This is a genomic window from Bartonella sp. LB28NMGDW (assembly GCF_042194435.1).
Lineage (GTDB): Bacteria > Pseudomonadota > Alphaproteobacteria > Rhizobiales > Rhizobiaceae > Bartonella > Bartonella grahamii.
The window spans coordinates 1-1,627 of the sequence record NZ_JBHIMX010000072.1 but is presented as its reverse complement, the minus strand read 5'-3'; the positions used below and the strand labels follow the sequence as shown (position 1 = coordinate 1,627).

Annotated in this window: 1 protein-coding gene; it reads right to left on the bottom strand. The window is 47.6% G+C overall.

From position 1 onward, the window contains the following. The coding region (locus tag ACFIKG_RS09145) for a filamentous hemagglutinin N-terminal domain-containing protein (RefSeq protein WP_375652181.1) at positions 1-1,446 on the bottom strand (1,446 nt) is incomplete at its 3' end. Positions 1,447-1,627: the final 181 nt, after the last annotated feature.

Sequence of the window (1,627 nt, the reverse complement as noted above, 5' to 3'; positions counted from 1 at the left end):
GCTCAAGACAATATTCCCCTTGGCACCAATATGGTTGTTTAAAGCGGTGATTTGATTGGTTTCAATGGTTAGATCGCCAAGGGAAGAAACCCCTGTTTGATCATTGTCTTGCATGCGGCTTAGATCAATTGTTGCTGCTTGGATCTCTAAAAGATCACCAGCGGCTATCCGCCCATTCCCCGCCTCAAGCTTTGCTGCCTGTAAATGCAAAGAACCCGTCGCTGACTGTTGACCATCACTTCCAATACCGCTTGCTATAAGAGCATGAGACTGGAGTTTGATCAGATCGGCATGCACATCAACAGCACCGCTTGCCGCAACGCGAGCTTGCTCAGCCAGTTCAACATGTTTCAAAGCCTTCAGTTCAACCGCTTCTTCTGAAAAAAGCAGATCTTTCACGTGCACACTATCGTGGTGCGAATGAGCCTTCACCGCACCTTTGGCACGTGCTTTGGCAATCACCAGCTTGCCATCACTTGTCAATCTCATGGCGCCTGCATTGGCAACCATATCTCCTCGCATCTTAACGCCGGCGCCTTTATCATTGGCAATCACGCGGATCTGCCCCGCGTACATTCCACCAAACTCACTGGAATCAATCGCCAATTCTGGCTCTTTGCCATCAGAGCCAAGAGAAGTTGCTTCGCGCTTGTCATAATCAAAATGATTGTGACCAGCGATAACAGCCAAATCTCCTTTGACCTGTATGGGACCTCCGATACTGATCTTGCGCGAAACAAGATCAAAAATATCTAATGCACTCCCATCAGCTCCACGAGAGCCTATGGTGATATCACCACCCTCAACACGCAACCCACTCAAAGCCCCATCGGCTCCAATAATCGGTTGTCCGGTCGATAAAGTCACCCGTGGTGTATTGATAAAGCCACAACCGTTACAGGTAATCCCATTGGGGTTGGCGATAATAACATCCGCCATATGCCCGTGGACTTCGCTCACGCCTTCAAGACGCGAGCGATTGGCACTCACCACTTCATTAAGGATAACCTTTGCTGCACCGCTATAACGCAAATTGCCGTTGCCTGGCACCAATCCCCCAAGCTGTGAACGCGAGACTTCCTCAGTCGAATTGTTCAAAATCACGCCATGGGTATCAACATTGAAACTGTCATATTTGTTATGAGAAAGACCCTGTCCATTGGGGCGCACAATATCAATCAGCGGCACATCATTGCCGGCTTTCCCCACCGTGGGGCGGAAAACAGAGCCAACCCCATCAGCTGCTTTAATCCCTTGGCTCTCTTGTGCAACAGGACTTCGCGCTCCAAGCGCTTGTGCTTGCAACAACAAAGGCTGAAAAGCTAAGCAAAAACTTAAAACAAGTGAAAGCCCCTTATGGATCCCTCGCTGCAAAACACAAAGAACGCGCTTTCCTCGCTTGTATCCATATCCCAATTTATGCTTTTGATTTTTCAATCTCCGCATCTTCAGCTCCTCATAAAATTCTTTATCTCTTTAAAAAAAACAACCCATATGGGTGTAAACAGCGCAGCGATATTTTTTACCGCCCCTTTGCTCTAAAATCTCAATAATGCCCGTACTTGAAATAACCCTGTCGAATTTCCCTTTTCTCGCACTGTCGATTGGGTTAAAATATTCGAATAAG